11 protein-coding genes and 1 pseudogene are annotated in these 16,229 nt (G+C 43.6%); 1 reads left to right on the forward strand and 11 read right to left on the reverse strand.

What is annotated here, in order from left to right; genetic code table 11:
- Positions 1-596: 596 nt before the first annotated feature.
- From H6G92_RS21985 to H6G92_RS22015, 7 genes are all read right to left on the reverse strand, one after another.
- Positions 597-920 (reverse strand): hypothetical protein, encoded by a 324-nt coding sequence (locus H6G92_RS21985; protein ID WP_190895722.1) that lies wholly within the window; start codon positions 918-920, stop codon positions 597-599.
- Between the two features lie 274 nt (positions 921-1,194).
- Complete coding sequence (locus H6G92_RS21990; protein ID WP_190895723.1) at positions 1,195-3,411, reverse strand: EAL domain-containing protein; 2,217 nt, start codon at positions 3,409-3,411, stop codon at positions 1,195-1,197.
- A gap of 666 nt (positions 3,412-4,077) precedes the next feature.
- Entirely contained in the window at positions 4,078-4,323 is a 246-nt protein-coding gene (locus tag H6G92_RS21995) for a hypothetical protein (RefSeq protein WP_190895724.1), read from the reverse strand.
- A 55-nt stretch (positions 4,324-4,378) separates the two neighbouring features.
- Positions 4,379-8,668: an ATP-binding protein gene (locus H6G92_RS22000; protein ID WP_242059268.1), complete on the reverse strand. Its 4,290-nt coding sequence runs from the start codon at positions 8,666-8,668 to the stop codon at positions 4,379-4,381.
- 228 nt (positions 8,669-8,896) lie between these two features.
- Positions 8,897-9,160: a helix-turn-helix domain-containing protein gene (locus H6G92_RS22005; RefSeq protein WP_190895725.1), complete on the reverse strand. Its 264-nt coding sequence runs from the start codon at positions 9,158-9,160 to the stop codon at positions 8,897-8,899.
- Positions 9,161-9,319: 159 nt separating this feature from the next.
- Positions 9,320-10,246 (reverse strand): phosphodiester glycosidase family protein, encoded by a 927-nt coding sequence (locus H6G92_RS22010; RefSeq protein WP_190895726.1) that lies wholly within the window; start codon positions 10,244-10,246, stop codon positions 9,320-9,322.
- Positions 10,247-10,331: 85 nt separating this feature from the next.
- On the reverse strand, positions 10,332-11,591 hold the full coding sequence (locus H6G92_RS22015; protein ID WP_190895727.1) for a DUF4912 domain-containing protein: 1,260 nt from the start codon (positions 11,589-11,591) through the stop codon (positions 10,332-10,334).
- 357 nt (positions 11,592-11,948) lie between these two features.
- Between H6G92_RS22015 and H6G92_RS22020 the strand changes: the two genes are divergently transcribed.
- Positions 11,949-12,089 (forward strand): hypothetical protein, encoded by a 141-nt coding sequence (locus tag H6G92_RS22020; RefSeq protein WP_190895728.1) that lies wholly within the window; start codon positions 11,949-11,951, stop codon positions 12,087-12,089.
- Positions 12,090-12,096: 7 nt separating this feature from the next.
- Here H6G92_RS22020 and H6G92_RS41340 read toward each other — a convergent pair.
- The 4 genes and pseudogenes from H6G92_RS41340 to H6G92_RS22045 form a co-directional block, all read right to left on the reverse strand.
- Positions 12,097-12,341, reverse strand: a pseudogene (locus H6G92_RS41340) (IS4 family transposase); the annotation flags it as partial.
- A gap of 8 nt (positions 12,342-12,349) precedes the next feature.
- Positions 12,350-13,567: a M20 family metallopeptidase gene (locus tag H6G92_RS22035; RefSeq protein WP_190895730.1), complete on the reverse strand. Its 1,218-nt coding sequence runs from the start codon at positions 13,565-13,567 to the stop codon at positions 12,350-12,352.
- Positions 13,568-13,630: 63 nt separating this feature from the next.
- On the reverse strand, positions 13,631-14,320 hold the full coding sequence (bioD, locus tag H6G92_RS22040) for a dethiobiotin synthase (protein ID WP_190895731.1): 690 nt from the start codon (positions 14,318-14,320) through the stop codon (positions 13,631-13,633).
- Positions 14,320-16,074, reverse strand: a complete 1,755-nt coding sequence (locus H6G92_RS22045) for a serine/threonine-protein kinase (RefSeq protein ID WP_190895732.1) — start codon at positions 16,072-16,074, stop codon at positions 14,320-14,322. Before H6G92_RS22045 ends, bioD begins: the two co-directional genes overlap by 1 nt.
- Between the last annotated feature and the right edge of the window lie 155 nt (positions 16,075-16,229).

Consider the following 16,229-nt stretch of genomic DNA (forward strand, 5'->3'; position numbering starts at 1 on the left):
CTCGTGAAGGTTCTAGATGGTATTGGCTATTACGTCAGTTTCCTAAATTTTAAGAATGCTTAGAGAGGATCGAGTTTAAACTCACAAGCGACGCAGAATAGCCCGTCGTAGACATCGCTTTAAGCCGTTGATCTAAAAATAATTAAAAGAAATAACCAGGGCGTAGGAAGTCACCTATGCTGCTGACAGGAATATGTTCAACTTAACCAGGTTTACGTTTGATAACTATCAATCGCACTTGGTCATAGGTAATTTCCTATCGCTCTGGTGCTTTTTTGGCGGTGAAGTTTCGCCAAAAGTATAAAAGTAAAGGGCTTTTCAAGCCTATAACAATTATTACTATTTTGTTGTATAAGTGGACACATTTTTTTTGGTTTTCAAATTTATTTTTTATGTTATAGCAATGGACAAGGCTAATCACTGGACGAACTAAAAAGCTATTTTTCTACATAAGAATATTTGGGTTCTAGCACTCACAGTAAAGACGTTACACTCCAACTTTTTTACATGATCGACAGACAAATTATTTGATATCTAAAATTCATCACCCTAGTGTGTAGATATAAGCTTGTCTTAACCGACGTTGATTTATCAGTCTATTCTTGTTCTTCTAGGCGCGATCGCAGCCGTTTTCCCTGAAGTTCTGTTATGATTAATAGACCCACAAGGTTCATGATTTCTAAATAATTTTTCTGTAGAATTCTCAACTCCTGTAAATTCAATCCACCCTTTTCTAACTTCTTAATTTCTCTAACAAAATCTTCAAAGGCTTGTTCCACTTTTTGCAGTTGACTGTTAACGTCTTTTTCAACTAATAAACGCAGCCGTCCCGCTTCTTTTTTTGATAGTTTATCGCCCTCTGCTTCTCTCAATGCAGCAAAACTGTCTAAATGCTGAAGTTTTTCATTAAGATCGCCCAAAGTGTCTGGATGCCCGACGAGTTACTTGCAATAAAGCTTGACATGATTCTCTGACGGGGCGACGAGCTAATTTTACATAAGTTTTCACGAGTAGGGCATCTCTAAGATAGTTACCCAAGTAGAAGCAATTTTATCAGTGCGATCGCTTTCGTTGTGCGGTAAATAACGTTGTCAATTCATCAATGCGTTCTCTCAGCAGAATTGAATAATCATCTTATCGACAATATTCAGGAAAATTGGCACAGAACATAGAGACTGGCGCTAAAAGAGATATCTAAACGTCAGCATTCTCACAATCCATCTGCACCACACAATTTCTTCCTTGTGCTTTTGCCTGGTAGAGTCCCTGGTCAGCAGCAGCAATTAAGATTGCGGGAGATAATTGGCTATGAGGAGTGATGGTTGCCACACCAAGACTTAGGGTGATGAATTCATTGACATGAGAATAGAGATGAGGCATTTTTAATGCACTAACATTCTTCTGAATATCTCTTGCAACTGCCATGGCCCCTTCGATATCAGTATTTGGCAAAATGACCGCAAACTCTTCTCCACCATAACGAGCGACTAAATCAGCGGGGTGTTTAGCTGTCTGAGAAATTGCCTTGGCAACCTGTCTGAGTCCATCATCTCCTGCCAGATGTCCATGCGTATCGTTGTAAAGCTTAAAGTAATCGACATCACACAAAATCAAAGATAGCGAACCTTTCTCTCGTGCCAACCTTTCCCACTGTGCGTTTAACGTATCATCAAAGCAACGTCGATTTGCCACTTGGGTTAGACCATCAGAACAGGCAAGACGCTGTAATTCATGGTTTGCTTGTTGTAATTGGTGGTAAAGTTCTGATTGCTGAATAGCGATCGCAGCTTGTCCCGCTAACTGGTTAAATAGATTAATCTCCGATTGCTGCCATTGTCTGCTATTACGGCATTGGTGAGCGATCAATAGTCCCCACAAACGCTCTTGCTGCAAAATAGGCACAACAAGGTTTGCCCGGATTTGCAAACTCCGCAAAAGGTCAACATGACACGGCGATAGTCCCGCATTTTCAACGTCTTCGATCGCTCTGGTGTTACCTTGTTGATAGTAAGCTGCACGTGTAGATTGAAAGCAGGTGTCCATGACGTGAAATCCCAAAATCGACATGCACCCTTCTGCTAAGGATTCTACAGCGACTAATCCACTCCAGTCTGGCTCAAACTTGTAGATCACCACTCGGTCTACCTCAAACAGTTGTCGCACTTCGGCTGCTGTGGTTTGCAAAATCTCGTCCAACTCTAACGATTGTCGAATTCGCTGCGTCACAGCCGCGACAATTCGCTCGGACTCGCTTTGGTGTTGGACATGCCCCTCAACCTGCTTACAATTTGCCAATGCTACATTTAACGCGATCGTATCAAAATGAGGGGTTGTAGTAACGGGCATTGCACTGGGTTTAGCAATCAAATGGCCTTGAGCAAGAGTTGCACCTCGTTCTTGCAGCCAGTTCAGTTCCTCAATGCACTCAATTCCTTCAGCAACGGTTTGGATGTTTAATTTTTGAGTAATCTCTAGAAGCTTCTCGGTAATTGAGGCTTTGTACAGGTCTTGATGCACATTTCTAATTAATTCCATGTCCAGCTTGATAAAATCTGGACGTAACTGATGCAGCAAGTTTAGGCTGGAATAGCCAGAACCTAGGTCATCAAGGGCGACTAAAAACCCAGCATCCCGGTAGTATTGGAGCACTGCTTTGAGGTGGGCTAAATCTTGAGGATTATCTGACTCCACGACTTCAAAAACAACCCGCTCATGGGGAATGCTAGCAGCATCAATTGCCTCTACCGTACTACGTAGGCAAAAAGCTGGATCATAAAGTGATGTTGGTGCAAAATTAATGAAGATGTGCCCACTCACTTGATAGCGGCTGAATTGAGTAATTGTGCTGAGGCGAGCCACTTGGTCAAGTTGTGGTAGGAGTCCGGCTTCGGTTGCTAACTCCAGAATTGGCCCCGGTAACACTAAATTGCCTTGTTCATCCAGTCCCCGCAAGAGCGATTCATATCCAAAAATCTGCGATGTATCCTTAATTGAGACAATTGGTTGAAAGTAACTGGTGAATCGTTCTGTTGCCAGCATTTCAATCAGCCAGTCGGATTGGTTGAACTTAATAAAGCGTTGTAATGAGGTTATATCACTAAAATCGTGGAGTTGAGGTTGCATAGCGCCTTGAATGAAAAGGACTTGCGTCTCTTTTAATTCTCTCGGTGCAAGTAGTTGGGCCAGATTACGCGCAATTTCTAGGGACTGTCCGGGTCTACAGTCCAAACTCAGACCTGGACGCTCGTGCATCAGTTCATACTCAAGGGCAAACTGCTGTAGGTAGGTGGTGACTTTTTTCAGGGTATGTGGAACGGGGAACCAGAGAAAGAGCCTACCTGCCTCCTTAGTCCGGCAGCGTGCAATATTACGACAAGCACAGATTTTGGAGATAGGACATATGTGGCTCATAGCTAACTAATTTGCTTAATCCGATTTACTTTATTATTCCCATTATTTTTCCTATAAAAGATAAACTAGACTTCAAATATATGAAGATTTGATGAGTTAGGTTAATTGAATAATTTAGCTGCTCAGGTAACTCGCCAGCATCTCCCCAAAATTATATTAAATACTCAATTAATTACCGATATATTCTGTGCAATTAATCAAAATAGCGAAAATTTAAATTAATAATTAAATTTCTAAATTAAAGATAAAGTCAGACAAGATTAGGAATAGTTTTAGCTAGATTAACGTAAGTCCGATGAACCTCTCCATGCCTTTAACTAAAGCTAAATTTTCTCTCACCCGTAGGAGCTACGCTGTATACACAAGTCTTATAACATTGTTGCTACATAAGCTTTAAATTTCCCCAAACCCGAATAAATTTGCTGGCACAAAACTCTCAATTTCTGCCATTTTTAAACTATCTATTACCCACATCTTTATTAACAATCTTGAATCCATTGTTTTATAAGAATAAGAAGGTTTAGATTTTCTTTTGATCTTGGCAAATTATCCCATATGTTTCGATAAAAACGCAATTTTATTCAAAATAGACAACGTAGCTTTAAGGCTTCGGGATTTGGTGAGCGATCGCTCTGGCAAATGTTATTTGAATTTTCCCAGCCCTTGCTATACGAACAAAAAGAAAGCAATTAAAATTGCACTGAGAATAATAGCGATCGCAATAGCATATTCAACTCTGCGACTAAAAAATCCTACAGCAGCAATCAGGATGATCGCGAGCCAGATAATGCCAAAATACTGCTCTTTTTGTAAACTGCGGGCAATTAGTGGGTCTGTGGCTGGTGAGGGTGTTTCTTGAATGGTTTTTGGAGAGATATCTAACGCTGGTATTTCTTGCACGAATAAATTCATAAATTCCTCTGGTATAAACATGCATTTACATGGTTTCTGCACAGCAGCCGAACACTCAGCTATTCTCACTCCTTGCAATCAGAGTTGCAATTGCCTTGACTAACTCCTCTGGTTCGACGGGTTTGGACATATGTTTTTGAAACCCTGATTCGAGTGCTTGTTGCTGGTTGATTTCTCCGGCATAAGCAGTTAAAGCGATCGCGGGAATCTGTTTAGCTTGCAATGCCTGCAATGTTTTAACTTGGCGCATCAGCATATAGCCATCTGTTTCTGGCATCCCAATATCACTGAGCAGAATATCTGGTTCTGACTCTGCCAATACTTGCAGTGCTTCTTTTGCCGATGCCACAGCAGTCACCCTTGCTCCAGCTTGCTCTAGGACAAATGTGTGGAATTCACGAGTATCATCGTCATCGTCCACAACTAAGATTTGGATCGCTGCAAGGATTTCAGTTGTAGGAGAAGCATTTAAGGCAGCAATTATCTGTTGTTTTGGGGCTAACTTTTTTTTGATGAGCGGTATCCTAGCCGTGAAAATAGCTCCTTGCCCTTCACCTAAACTTTCTGCCCAAATCGTGCCGCCATGTAATTCTATCAGATGACGGACAATTGCTAATCCTAAGCCCAACCCACCAAACCTTCGGGTTGTTGTGCTATCAGCCTGACGAAAATATTCAAACACATGAGGAAGAAATTCAGGGCTGATTCCCTTGCCTGTATCGCTGACGGTAATTTGAGCTTGAGTATCAACGCGCTCCAGTTGAATAGCAATTTTTCCTCCTTCAGGAGTGAATTTAACGGCATTCGATAGGAGATTCCAGATAACTTGTTGTAAGCGACCGGAATCACCCAAAACTTGCCCAAAAGAAGCATCTAGCATTGTCTGAATTTTAATATTTTTAGCCTCTGCGGCCAATCGCACTGTCTCTAATGCCCCCTCAATCACAAGCACTAGGTTGACGGGAAACATGTTGAGGTTGAGCTTGCCTTGTAAGATGCGAGAGACATCGAGCAAATCTTCAATTAGTTGAGCTTGTAATTGAGCATTCCGCTCGATGGTTGCAATAGCTTTCTTCACCGCTGCTGCATCAAACTCACGAGTCTGTAAGAGTCTCGCCCAACCAAGAATAGGGTTGAGAGGCGATCGCAATTCATGGGAAAGCACTGCCAGAAACTCATCCTTAATGCGGTTGGCTGTTTCGGCTTCAGTTCTGGCAGCTTGCTCAAGTTGCAGGAGGCGATCGCGTTCGGCTTCTGCACTCTTGCGTTCGGTAATGTCAATTACTGAGCCAATATAACCTTTAAATTGACCGTCTACCCCAAACCAAGGATTAGCAGCATCGATCACCCAGCGATACTCGCTATCTTTGCGCCGCAAGCGATACTCGATACGGAAATCCTCGTAGCGCCTGTTAGCTTGCAGGAAAACATTCTTGGCCTGATTGTAATCCTCTGGATGCACGGCGTTCAACCAGCCAAATCCCACACCCATTTCCTCGCTCTGACCTGTAAACTCATACCAGCTTTTACTGAGATATGTGCAGTAGCTATCTGTATCAGTTACCCAAACCATGAAGGGGGCATTATCAGCCATATTGCGGAACTGTTCTTCGCTTTCACGAAGTGCTTTCTCTGCCTGTTTGCGATCGCTGATATCTGTAACAAAAATGCTTACTCCAAAAGCATTCGGGTAGACGCGATTTTCAAACCAGCGCTGCCAAGCCTGATAAAAGTATTCAAACTGAACAACGGTATTTTGTGCGAACGCCCGCTGAACCTGAGTATAAAACTCGCTTTTGACCACATCTGGAAACACTTCCCAAATGATCTTACCTAGCAACTCTTCCTTTTGGATGCCAACAACTTCTGCTACCTGGTCATTGACAAAGGTATAACGCCACTCTCGATCCAACACAAAAAACTGGTCTTGGATGCCAGCTAAGGCAGTCTCTAGGTGTGCTTTCGCCACCTCAGCTTCAATTCGCAGATATTGCTCCCGTTCCATTGCCTCCTGGCGGAGACGAGCCATTTTGAGGGCTGCCTCCACCCGCGCCAACAATTCACGAGCAGAAAACGGTTTAATTAAGTAATCATCGGCTCCCGCTTCTAACCCTTCCACTCGTGCCTCTTCTCCCGCCCGTGCCGACAACAGGATGATTGGAATTTTTCTCGTCTGCGGATCAGCTCGTAATTCTTGCAGCAGTCCAAAGCCATCTAATCCAGGCATCATTACGTCCGTCAGTACCAAGTCTGGTACACGCCCACGAGCAGAATTCAAAGCAGCTAAACCGTCCGACACTGATTCCACCTCATAATGCTGACTTAACAGCCGCTTGACGTAATCGCGCATGTCTGCATTGTCGTCAGCTAGAAGAATTCGGGCAGGAGAAGGTGATAGGTGATAGGTGATAGGTGATAGGTAAGATTCTTCCCTATTCCCTGTTCCCTGTTCTCTGTTCCCTTCCTCAGGTAGCCAACGCAGTGCCTCTTCTAGATAGGGTGTTGCCCCTAATGCAGTTGAAGCCAAGGTTCGAGGGGCACTAATCCGGTCTGGAGGCAGATGAGCAGATCCTGTTGGAATTGACACAGTAAAGCAACTACCTGCTCCTAAAACACTGGTGACATGGACTGTTCCACCATGCATTTGCACCAATTCTTGCACCAGCGACAATCCAATTCCTGATCCTTCAAAAGTGCGTCCTTGCGCTCCTTTGACGCGGTGAAATCGTTCAAAAAGGTGTGGGATTTCTTCTGCTGGGATACCAATTCCTGTGTCTTTCACTGCGAACTCAATATGGTCATTTGACCACTGTAAGCTGACAGTAATTTCTCCAACCATCGTGAACTTAAATGCATTTGAGAGCAGGTTAAGAACAATTTTTTCCCACATCTCTCGATCTACATACACTGGTGCTGGGAGGGAAGGACAATTGACTGATAACTGCATCCCTGCCCGTTCTACCGTTGAACGAAATACACTAGCTAGTTCTGCGGTGAAAGTGGAAAGGTTGGTGGGTTCGTATGAAGCTTGAACCCGTCCGGCTTCAATGCGCGAGAAGTCTAGCAGGCTGTTGACCAGTTTCAGCAGGCGTAGTCCGTTGCGTTGCACCATTTCTAACTGCTCTCGTTCTTTGGCTGGAAGCAGAGTGGCACAATTGGCTAAGGTTTCCTCTAATGGCCCCAACATCAGGGTAAGTGGGGTACGGAACTCGTGGCTGACATTACTGAAAAAGATGGTTTTAGCACGATCAATTTCTGCCAATGCTTCAGCGCGTTTGCGTTCTTCCTCGTAGGCTTGGGCGTTGGCGATGCTGGCTGCAATTTGAGCCGCAACCAAATCGATGAATCCTCTATAATTATCGTCGAATAGCCTAAAGGGATTTAAACCAGCAATTAATATACCAGCTTTTCCCGTTTGACCAGATGGTGCAATTGGCACAGCGATCGCTTGATGGGGCGATCGCTGCCAAACACCACAAGGTAAGCTACTAAAAGACACTGCCAAATCGGAAATCAATTTTGCCTGATGTGTTCTAATCACTTCCGCAAAGGGCCAAACTGAATCAGAATCGAGAGCTACTGTTTCTGGAACTGCTACGTGGTTTTCCCCAATGCGGCACGTTCCAGCCAGAAAAACTTGCTGCTGATCTGGGTCAACCAGATAAATCATTGCAAAAGGCAGGTCGTAAGGATTGCTCTCTAGACAATTCGCACTCAGTGTGCAGGCTTCATCAAATGTCCGTGCATCTGCCGTCCTCGCCGCTAGTTCGCGTAAAAGCGCTAACTGACGCTCACCGATGATGCGCTGCGTGTCCTCTGTATTGGCACAGATGATCCCACCTGTGTCGCCCTGGTCATTAGGAACCGGGCTATATGAAAAAGTGTAATAGGTTTCCTCTGGGTAGCCGTTGCGCTCCATAATTAGCAGTAGCGCTTCGTCGTAAGTGCCCTCGTTCTTCAGCATCGCTGATTCTGCTCGAGGCCCAATCTGATCCCATATTTCCCGCCATACATAGGAAGCTGGCTGTCCAAGTGCTTCTGGATGTTTGCCGCCAATAATACCCTTGTAAGGGTCATTGTAAAGGTTAATCAGTTCCTCGCCCCACCAGACAAACATAGGTTGACGGGAAGTCAGCATAATTCGGACAGCAGTCTTCAAACTCTGTGGCCACTGCTGTGTTGGGCCAAGGGACGTTTTTGACCAGTCCTGTTCTCGCATCCGCGCACCCATTTCACCCCCACCGAGAAGGAAATTTACGTCGGCGTTGCTTGCTAACGTTGACTCGTTCTTCACTGATTCCTCTCGATTGGTCATGCGTCGATTACAGGCTATATCTGTGGTCATCTTTTGGGAAAAATCCCCTCTAAATCAGAGGTTTATGATCCTAAACAGTCATTTTTGAGGATATTCAAGGACAGATATAGCGTAAAATCCCAGCTCTGCCGTGACTTTTCAAAGCATTGAGATTGCCTTTTAGCGGCAAGTTGCTGTTTTGGCTATTTTCTATTGTCACCTTTATATCATCTATATTCCAAGCTACCAAGGCCGATTCTCATTCAGAACTCACAAAGCCTACTCCTCTTCTCGGAAGTATGTTAAATTAACAATTTGACCACGTTCACCTAACTCATTGAGTAAACTACTAATTCGCTGTATTGCTAAAGGAGAAGGTGTTGCACGTCCATTTTCGCAACAATTAATTGTTGCAAAAGTGACATCAAACTCGGCGGCAAATTTTTCTTGAGACAGATTTAACTCTTGCCGCAGGGCACGAACTAGTTTGCCAATACTAATATTAGGTTGCTTGGCCACAAGTAAGCTTTCACTCTGAAGCATATAGATCAAAGTTTATAAAGCACTATATATTATCATTTCTACGACAGAGTGTTCTTTTGCGTCTATTAATCCTGAGATAGAGATTTTAATCTCAAGTTAGAGGATGTTTGAAAAGTATGATTGCTAACATCAAAATCTTAAAAAACCTAACCAAGTAATTTATTTTTTGTAGATCAAAAAAACTGAACCAATCGGCCCAAAATTTTCTACATAAGTTTTTTGGTTATAATACAATCCTGGAGACATACCCCCATCAAATAATATCCCTTCTTGAATCTTACCTAAACAGTTATTGCTAGCAATGCCTTCCAGGACATTATCAAACATATCTGGCAGTAACTCTTGATTAACTTGAGATAATTCAATATCTGAATTAGCTTTCAAGTCATTAACTAATAGTATTACATAGCCTTGATTAGTGATAGCTGCCAAAGAACGATTAGTTGCATTTTTACAAGCAAATTCTCCCAAATCTTGACAAATGTCTTTAAACTTACCCTGACGATAGAATCTGCCATTACCGCCCACTAAATTGTAATTGAGAATATCGCTTTTTCTTCTACCAGCCTGGATAGTAGCCTGTCGCTGCTTGGGTCTACCTCCTGATATCCCAAAAGAAGAACGCTTATTCTTAAATGCTCCTGAATACTCGACACCACGAGAAACATTTAAGCCTTGTGGTTTATCATCAGTATCTATATAGTCAGCATTAATTGCAGCAATCGGTAGCTGTCCGTTTAATTTGGCATTATCATCGGCAATGAGATCACGAAACTGCTTTGGTACATATTCTTTACGCAGTTTCCCCCTAGCATCTTTGGCATAAAGTTTATGAGATATACCAACATTAACTTTGAAATCTAATTCTGATGATTTGGGATTAAAAATAATCACATTGTTAATACCTCTTTGATTTTTTTTACCTTGATTATTGGTTTTAAAAAAATCAATACTGAACTTAGGATCTTTGCCAGGACAAGTTTTAGATGCTTTTGGCACTGAATTTGCTTCAATTTCTTGACAACCTGATAATAAACTTGCACCAATTATCAAGATAAATAACAAAAATAATTTTTTTGTAGACATAATAATGCAAAAAAAACCGCTACAGAATTACTATAGCGGGGAATAATTTAAAATTTCAGTCTGGAGTTAATCTGATCACCAAAACTTAAGAGAACCATTCTACAACAGCTTCTTCTTTGGTATTGGTATTTCGGGATGGTGTCTCACGGTTAAATTTCATCTGAATTGACCGGGTTTGCTCACCGTCAGCAGCTACAGCCAAAATCGGATAGTCAATTAAACCATCCTGGAAGGACATCTGGAAGCGGAATGTTCCATCTGGATTTAGCTGAATTGGCCGGCCACCAATGGTTACGGTAGCATCAGGTTCGGTTGCACCGTAGACTATCAACTCAGCATCGGCAATTAACCAGAACTGGCGCGGACGCATTGGTATGGCGGAAGCTGAGAAGCCAACACCTGACATTCCTGCACCGGAAGCAGTTAAGCCAGAGACGGTAGGAACTGCCCACATACCCACACCAGATGGGAAAACGTAGGAGCTAATGGCTTGTTCAGGACGTGCTGAACCTGGTACTTGGTGCTGGGAGCCGAAGATAGAACCAGCAACCCGTAGTGCTTCGGCAGATTCGGCTAAACCAAAGATTTGGTCGTAGATGGGGTTGCCGTTGGTATTCACAGGATTACCACTGGCGGTAGCTGCAATCTTCTTGGCAGGGGGAACTAGTTCGTATTGAGTCTTACCACGCAAATCTTCTTCAAAGTTGACAGTGATGAAGACATCCTCTATCCAGTCAGAAGGATAAACGGGAGGAATGTGTACTCTAGCAGAACGAGCGAGTACTAACCAACGACCATCAGCAGCACGATAGCCGATATCGATCACATAATCGCGATCGCTAACTGGAACTGGTAGATACCATTCTCTAGCTAGTTCATCAGCAGGATATTCTTGAATGCTGTGGGGGCTTTGGTATTCGATATCGATGTCTGTGACATCATAAATCCGTAGTGCCAGTTGTTGTCCCCCTTGCCGGCGCAGTTCCTCTTTGTGCTCATTAGGAATATCCCAGTAAGTGTAAGCCCACTGAGGATCACGTGGTAATAGAACAATCCGGCTTTCACCATAGCCAGAAGGCAAATCTGCGAGTCCTTCATCAACATCAGCTAGAGATCCACCAGTACGATCTTCCTGACCTAATTCAAACTTTGCAGCTTCCACGGTTTCCTGTGCCTCCAATGAACGAGATGGACTGAACGAATTTTTGCTGCGCTGGACTTCTTGAATTGATGCCAGCAATTGTGATTTACGCATTCGGCTATAGCGAGAGATGCTATATTCGCTAGCAACTTTGCGTAGTTGGCGTAAGGTCATCTCCTCTAGTGGCGGGCGTTCTTTTGCCATTAATTTGGCCTCCAGTAGTTTAAGCGGTAAATGATTTCCCCTGGTTAAAGAATGCTATGTAAAATGTCATCCACTCCAGATGAATTTCTTATTCCTGACTCCTGGTTTTGCCCAGTTTTTAAGTTTTTTAGTCTGTTTTTAAATTGGGGTCACTTCTTTCAATTCCTTAGTTATGCCAAAATCAGCATTTCTTTGGGATCGGAGAAGTTCTATTTGTTAAGTCAATATTAACCACTAAGCATATGTAGGGATCAAGTGTTTTCCATAGGTTTTTTGCCTGTTACACGAATTTATCAGCCCTTCCGGGATCTAATTGTCATGATATTATGACATCATTAGCTAGTTGGATGTTGAGCAATGGCAAAAATGTCAATTTTTCATGACATTGTGTTGTGTGTTGGTCAAAAACCTAAATCTACAAAGACAGGAGCAGGATTTAAAGGGGCTTGGTGTGAGGAATTAAACCCACTGTGCGATCGCGTAGCGTGCCTGAGGTAATCGTTAACTACAAAGATGTCTTCGGAGAATCTGAGTAGAGAAGTTTCCAAGTGACAGCGATATCGTGTAATTGCCGCAGCCCAAGCCAAATGGTTTTCACGCCAAGTTCACCATCACCTCTTCGACCTAAAAAGTCACCAAGATATGCAATCGTAAATATGGTGGTGTGTCAGGTGGGGTAGGATTTTTATTGATAGTGGCACACAAGGATTGCCATTCACTCTTTTCTAAAACTGTGTCACATGACTCTTCAGGTGCGATTAATTCAAAAACTTTTCCACGCATCTAACAAACATTTCCACACCCATTCCCAACGCCGTTTCGTCAAAATCAAACCGGGGATGATGATGAGGATACGCCAAATCTTTCTCTGGATTCGCAGAACCTAAAAAGAAATAGCAACCAGGAACCTCTTGCAAGAAAAATGACATATCTTCAGCAGCCATAGTTTGGCATTCTGGCACAATACCCAACGGGGTTTCTACCACTTCTTCTGCTACAGTTCGCACCAATTCTGCCATCTTCATATCATTAATTACTGGTGGATAAAGTGACCAGTATTCTAAGTCATAACTCGCACCATGACTTTGACAAATTCCGGCAATAATCTGCTCGACACGCTGGTTGAAAAAGCCTTTCAAACTAGGATTAAAATACCTGATAGTGGCACTCATTCTCGCTGTATCAGCAATCACATTCCGCTTGGTTCCAGCATGAAGTTCGCCTACTGTCACCACTGCTGAATCAATGGGATTCACATTCCGAGCGACAATAGTTTGCAAGGCATTCACCACCTGAGCTGCAACTACAACTGAATCCACTGTTTGATGCGGTAGTGCGCCGTGTCCACCTTTACCCAAAATTGTGCAGTTAAAGCACTCCACTGCTGCCATCAATGCCCCAGCCCGCACACCGACTGTTCCCAAGGGCAAATTATTCCACAAGTGCAAACCAATAATCGCATCAACATCAGGATTCTTCAGAACTCCAGCTTCAATCATCGGCTTTGCGCCTCCTGGTGATTCTTCTGCTGGTTGGAAGATAATTTTCACGGTACCGGAGAAGTCTTGGCGATGCTGTTGCAGATAATAAGCTGTACCTAAAGCGATCGCAGTATGTCCATCATGTCCACAAGCGTGCATCACTCCATCATGCTGCGATTTGTAGGGCACTTCGTTAAGTTCTTGGATTGGCAAAGCATCCATATCCGCCCGAATCGCCAAAACTTTCTCTGCACCTAGTTTGTTACCCTTGATGGTGGCAACAATCCCAGTGTGAGCAATGCCAGTTTGATGATCAATCCCCCATTCTTGCAGCTTTTGTGAGACAAACTCAGCCGTCAGTTTTTCTTGAAAACCCAACTCTGGTTGTTGATGCAATCGCCGCCGCCATTCTACCAATTGCGGTTGCAATGAACGGATTGAAAGTCGGATGCGAGATAGGTCAACAGAAGAGGGATTGGGAAAGGTAGAAACCATTATAAAGACAAGCTAGTTTAAGTAAAGCTAACTTAGGCAGCTAACTTAGTTTATTTTCTTAGTTTATCGTTCTGAATGTGTCAGTGTTTCCCAATCTAAATCTGATGCTATTTGAGCAAGTTTATCTAAATCAGTCAGGTTATCTAAATAGGGCAAGCAGCCTAAAACTGGCGTGTTAGTAAGTGATTGAATCAATTGGGGTGGTGTCCAGTCGGCTATTTCTGCATCCGTTCGGGGTTGGACGCAGTTGAGAACAATGCCTTTAAGATTGATGCGCGATTGTCTAGCTAATGCTACGTTCGCCACTGCTTGAGCGATCGCACCCAATCTCACTGGTACTACTAATACTGTTGGTAAACGCCATTCCCCTGCTAAATCAGCTACCGTTAATTCCTCAGTTACTGGCGAACCTAACCCTCCTAAGGCTTCTACAAGCACAAAATCACGTTGCGATCGCAACTTAGACAAAGCTTGCCAAACTACTGCTAAATCGACTCGACGATTTTCCCGTGCTGCTGCGATGGGAGGGGCGAGAGGTGCTTGGAAGTACAAAGGTGTAATTTCATCTGCGGTTTGTTCTAGTGCAAATAGCTTTTGATACCATTCGCGATCGCCAATTCCCGATTGAATCGGTTTCATGATTCCCCAGCTACGCTGTGGGTAATATTTTTGCCAATAGGCTGCTAATGCTGTTGTTAAAACAGTTTTACCAGCTTCTGTATCAGTTCCAGTAATCAGTAGTGTGTTTAACATTAATTTCTTTGGCCAGAAAATGGTTGTGTTTCATCAACCGGCGGAAAAGTTGGCGTTTCACCAGTAGTCGGAAGTGGGGTAGGTGTCTCTGTCGGAATTGGAAAAGGTGTTTCTGTTGGAATTGGAAAGGGTGTTTCTGTCGGAATTGGGATAGGTGTCTCTGTCGGAATTGGAAAGGGTGTCTCTGTCGGAATTGGGATAGGTGTCTCTGTCGGAATTGGGAGGGGTGTTTCTGTCGGAATTGGGAGGGGTGTTGGTTTGACTGGTTTTTCTAATGCAACATTGAGATTGTAATTGCTTTCGGTAACTCCTGGAACCAGTGTTACCTCAATACTATATCTACCAGTAACCAGTAATGTGCCTTCATAAGATGTTACTTGCTGCCCATTATTATCAATAGGTTGTTCATTGGGACTTAAGACTGTTAGCAAAACGCTGCTTCCTGGGTCAATCAACGTACTTAACTTGTCACCTTCCTGCCCAAAAAAAGTGTACCGGATTATTTGATTTGTTTTAAGAGTATCTTGAACTGCGGTTGTGTTATTAGATGCTCCTAGATTGAGGCGCTTACTAGATACAACAGGTTGATCGTTGGTGGGTGTGGGTGTGGATGTGAATGTAGTACCACCAGAAATCACTGGTGAAGGAAAATTTTGTGGAAGCGTCTCATCTGGGGTTTTCGACTGACTGCGGATGGAACTTACGAGTGCCCAAGAACCAAATCCCGCCACGATCACTACAGCAGTGGCAATTGCTGCGATCGCTAAAGGATTATCCAAGAGTGAACTAGGGGGACTTGGTGGAATCACAGGATCGGGTTGTTTCTTGGGCGAAGCTGCTGGTGCTACAAAATCAGGACGGCGGCCAACAGCCATTGTTTGCAAGTTAGATGTATTCAGGGAAGGAAGACTGACTTGCTGTAAAGGTTGTAGTGCTTGAGATACACTAGCAGCACTTTGGTAGCGATCGCTCGGTATATGATTCAACATTTGATTCAAAACCAGGGTCAATCGCGGATTAACTGTTACCCACCGCTGCCAATTCCAAGTTAGTTGGTTTTCGTCAAATAGATCCCTTGGTTCTTTACCAGTTAGCAAAACAATTGCACTCACCGCTAATGCATACAAATCACTACTAGGATAAGCTCCCCCTGTTTGCATTTGCTCACTAGGAGAGTAGCCTAATTTGCCCACGGTAGTTTCTGGCATTGCACTCTCTGGCGATCGTAAACGCGTTGCCAGTTCTTTTACCACTCCAAAGTCAATCAACACAGGTTTAGCGTCACTATCTCGCAAAATAATATTTTCTGGCGAGATATCCCGGTGAATAATCCCTCGACTGTGAATATGCTCTAAAACAGGCAACAACAACTGAATTAGCTGCAATACTTCTGCCTCTGTGAAAGTTTGTCCCACAGCTTGACGTTCAGCCAGCAAAGTTTGGTACGTTTGACCTGCAACGTAGTCCTCCACCAAAAATAAACGTTGGTCTTGCTCAAATCTTTCCCGGAATTTAGGGACTTGTGGGTGTTCAATTTGATATAAAATGGCGGCTTCTCGATGAAAAAGCTCTTGCGCCTTCTCCCAAGCCAAAGCCTCCGTTGCTGTTGAAATCAATTCCTTGATCGCGCAAAGTTCGTTAAAGCGCCTCTGGTCTTCTGCCAGATAGGTTCTACCAAATCCCCCTTGTCCGAGAATTTGAATTATGCGGTAACGGTTTTGCAAGACAGTGCCAACTGTAATGGGTGGTTGCATGATCGAATCATTGAGTGTATTAGCAACTGAAGAGGCAGTCACCCACAAAGATTAAGTCCAAGAGGCGACAGACAGTTACCTGCGGCAATATTCTACTATACTCAACGGGTACACCCCCACCAGAGCAAGGTTGTGTCGTACTGTATAACTTACAG

Origin of the sequence: Nostoc foliaceum FACHB-393 (assembly GCF_014698505.1) — a bacterium.
In the GTDB taxonomy this organism is placed as follows: domain Bacteria; phylum Cyanobacteriota; class Cyanobacteriia; order Cyanobacteriales; family Nostocaceae; genus Nostoc; species Nostoc foliaceum_A.

Excerpts from the sequence above, each read along its gene's own strand:
- H6G92_RS21990 (WP_190895723.1), bottom strand. The coding sequence starts at position 3,411 with ATGAGCCACATATGTCCTATCTCCAAAATCTGTGCTTGTCGTAATATT.
- H6G92_RS21995 (WP_190895724.1), bottom strand. The coding sequence starts at position 4,323 with ATGAATTTATTCGTGCAAGAAATACCAGCGTTAGATATCTCTCCAAAA.
- H6G92_RS22000 (WP_242059268.1), bottom strand. The coding sequence starts at position 8,668 with ATGACCACAGATATAGCCTGTAATCGACGCATGACCAATCGAGAGGAA.
- H6G92_RS22005 (WP_190895725.1), bottom strand. The coding sequence starts at position 9,160 with ATGCTTCAGAGTGAAAGCTTACTTGTGGCCAAGCAACCTAATATTAGT.
- H6G92_RS22010 (WP_190895726.1), bottom strand. The coding sequence starts at position 10,246 with ATGTCTACAAAAAAATTATTTTTGTTATTTATCTTGATAATTGGTGCA.
- H6G92_RS22015 (WP_190895727.1), bottom strand. The coding sequence starts at position 11,591 with ATGGCAAAAGAACGCCCGCCACTAGAGGAGATGACCTTACGCCAACTA.
- H6G92_RS22020 (WP_190895728.1), top strand. The coding sequence starts at position 11,949 with ATGGCAAAAATGTCAATTTTTCATGACATTGTGTTGTGTGTTGGTCAA.
- H6G92_RS22035 (WP_190895730.1), bottom strand. The coding sequence starts at position 13,567 with ATGGTTTCTACCTTTCCCAATCCCTCTTCTGTTGACCTATCTCGCATC.
- bioD (WP_190895731.1), bottom strand. The coding sequence starts at position 14,320 with ATGTTAAACACACTACTGATTACTGGAACTGATACAGAAGCTGGTAAA.
- H6G92_RS22045 (WP_190895732.1), bottom strand. The coding sequence starts at position 16,074 with ATGCAACCACCCATTACAGTTGGCACTGTCTTGCAAAACCGTTACCGC.